We start from the raw sequence: 2,248 nt of genomic DNA on the forward strand, positions 1-2,248 counted from the left end.
TCAACGCCCGGCGCACCACCACCGGCTGGCCGGCGGCCATGGCCGCCACCACCCAGGCCGGCGCATCGCCCGGCAATTGCTCGGGAGTCAGGCCCCAGAGCAGGTCATGGGGCTGGGGTGGCAAGCGGCTCACCACTGTTCTCGCAACAAGTGGCGCACCCGGCTCGACGCTACCCGGTTGCTCGCGCCCAAACGCCCGCTCAGGTCATGCCCGGTAGCGCGCACATCGGCTATCGCCTGCACCAGGCACTCGTTGACCCGCGCCAGGTCATGGGCCGTGGGTTGTTCGATTTCGGTCACCGACAGGGTTTCCCAGAGCAGGCCCAGGCTGGCGAAGCTGTCGATGTCATAGGCCATCGGCGGCACGCTGGCGGCCAGGGCTTCCAGTTCCTCGACGCTGCGCAGGGTCACCCGCGCCGCCGAAGCCTTGCCCATGGCATGCACCATCACCCCCGGGTCACGCAGGGCGATCAGGCGGTTGGCCTGGTAGCCGTGGGCCAGAAAAGCCCCGGACATGGCCTTGCCCACCAGCAGGGCAATCACCGGGTGCCCGGCCAGCCGCGCCCGGGCATAGCTGTCGGCCGCCGCGGCCAGCGCCTGGTGAATGCCCAGCGCTTCTTCACGCCGGCCGTAGGCCTGGCTCGGCACATCGACGATGGCAATCAGGGGGCGCTTTTCGCTGTGGGCGGCATCGGCCGCGATCACCTCATCCACCACCCGGGCCAGGCCCCAGCCTTCCAGCAACCCGACTTCGCCGTTGCGGGCACGGGGGAAGCGGTTGTCCGGGTCGGCCACCACGGCGATAAAACGCACCGCTTGCCCGGCCAGTTGGCCGTCCGCGACCTTTAACGATGGCGGCACATCAGTGACGGGCGTGGCACCGGCACTCAGGGCCTGGAACCAGTGCCCGCCGCGCAGGGAATAAGCACTCATGAGCGGTCTCCTTGATACAGGTCGCGAACCGTCGCCGGCTCGATTTGCGGCGTGGTATCCAGCCGCGCCAGGCAGCCCAGGTAGTGTTCGGCCTGGCGGCTGCGCTGCTGCGCCGGCAGTCCCAGGGCCAGCAGCTCACCGACCTGCTGCTGGATCTGCGCCACATCGTCGGCCACATACCGGTCCACCAGGCCGCTGGCAAAACGCTGTTCGCCGCCGGTCAGGCTCCAGATAAACGGCCGGTCGCGGGAGTCGTACTCCTCAAGGCCGGCTTCCTGCTCGATCACTTGCGGGCCGTTGAGCCCCAGCCGCGCTTCCTGGGTCACCAGCAGGTAACTGCACAGACCGGCGGCAATCGACATCCCGCCAAAACAGCCGACGCTGCCGGCCACCACGCCAATCACCGGCTGGTACTGACGCAGGTCGACAATCGCCGCGTGGATATCGGCAATCGCCGCCAGCCCCAGGTTGGCTTCCTGCAGGCGCACACCGCCGGTTTCCAGGAGCAAGACGGCGCGGGTGGCGATGCCGTTGCGGTTGTCCTCGGTGGCCAGTTCCAGGGCGCCGGCGATCTTCGCCCCGCCCACTTCACCCAGGCTGCCACCCTGGAATGCGCCTTCGATGGCGGCAATCACCACCGGCAGGCCATTGATGCTGCCCTTGGCGATCACCACCCCGTCGTCGGCCTGGGGCACCACACCCTGGCGGGCGAGCCAGGGCGACATGACCCGCTGGAAAGGGTCGAGCAACTCGCGAAAGCTGCCAGCATCGAGCAAGGCCCGGGCCCGCTGGCGAGCGCCGAGTTCGACGAAGCTGTGCTTGTGCAACAGGCGGGCGCTGTCAGTCATGGCCGATCTCCTCGAAGCCCTGCTCCAGGCGCAGGCGCACCACGCCCGGGGTGGCGCCGAAATCATGAATATCGATGGCCAGCGCCGGCGGCACCTGGCCGTCGAAGAGGCGCTCGAACAGATGCTGCCAGCGCGTCCCGCTGCCATTCACCGAGGTCTGCACCTGGATCGTCAGCTTGCCGGCCGGGCCGGGTTCGAGCAGCACTTCCAGGTCGCCCGAGCCGACACAGCCCACCAGCGCCCGACCGCGAGCCGGTGGCCCGGCGGGGAATTCAAAAGACAAGGTTTCCATCACACTGCTCCCTGGATAAAGGCGTCGCCGGACTCGATCCGGTCGAGCAACAGGCAGGCCGCGAGAAGGTCCGCAGCGCCGCCGGGCGAGGCATTCAAGGCCAATAACTGTTGGTCCAGCTCATGCAGGCGCCGACGCCCGGCCAGGCTCGCGCTGCCGCCGGCCTCGAGCACCG

4 protein-coding genes and 1 pseudogene are annotated in these 2,248 nt (G+C 68.7%); all 5 read right to left on the minus strand.

The genetic code is table 11. The features are described from left to right. Nucleotides 1-136 (minus strand): annotated as a pseudogene (locus tag CF161_RS32670) (phosphoribosyl-dephospho-CoA transferase); the annotation flags it as partial. Continuing rightward, nucleotides 130-933 carry a biotin-independent malonate decarboxylase subunit gamma gene (gene mdcE, locus CF161_RS00085; RefSeq protein ID WP_020294479.1) on the minus strand — a complete coding sequence of 268 codons (804 nt, stop codon included), beginning with the start codon at nucleotides 931-933 and terminating at the stop codon, nucleotides 130-132. The pseudogene CF161_RS32670 and the gene mdcE, both read right to left, overlap by 7 nt. Then, on the minus strand, nucleotides 930-1,781 hold the full coding sequence (locus CF161_RS00090; protein ID WP_020294480.1) for a biotin-independent malonate decarboxylase subunit beta: 852 nt from the start codon (nucleotides 1,779-1,781) through the stop codon (nucleotides 930-932). Before CF161_RS00090 ends, mdcE begins: the two co-directional genes overlap by 4 nt. Beyond that, complete coding sequence (locus CF161_RS00095) at nucleotides 1,774-2,073, minus strand: malonate decarboxylase subunit delta (protein WP_020294481.1); 300 nt, start codon at nucleotides 2,071-2,073, stop codon at nucleotides 1,774-1,776. Before CF161_RS00095 ends, CF161_RS00090 begins: the two co-directional genes overlap by 8 nt. Further along, the coding region (locus tag CF161_RS31860; RefSeq protein WP_177326735.1) for a triphosphoribosyl-dephospho-CoA synthase at nucleotides 2,073-2,248 on the minus strand (176 nt) is incomplete at its 5' end. The genes CF161_RS00095 and CF161_RS31860, both read right to left, overlap by 1 nt.

This window comes from Pseudomonas sp. CF161 (genome assembly GCF_000416215.1).
Classification (GTDB): Bacteria; Pseudomonadota; Gammaproteobacteria; order Pseudomonadales; family Pseudomonadaceae; genus Aquipseudomonas.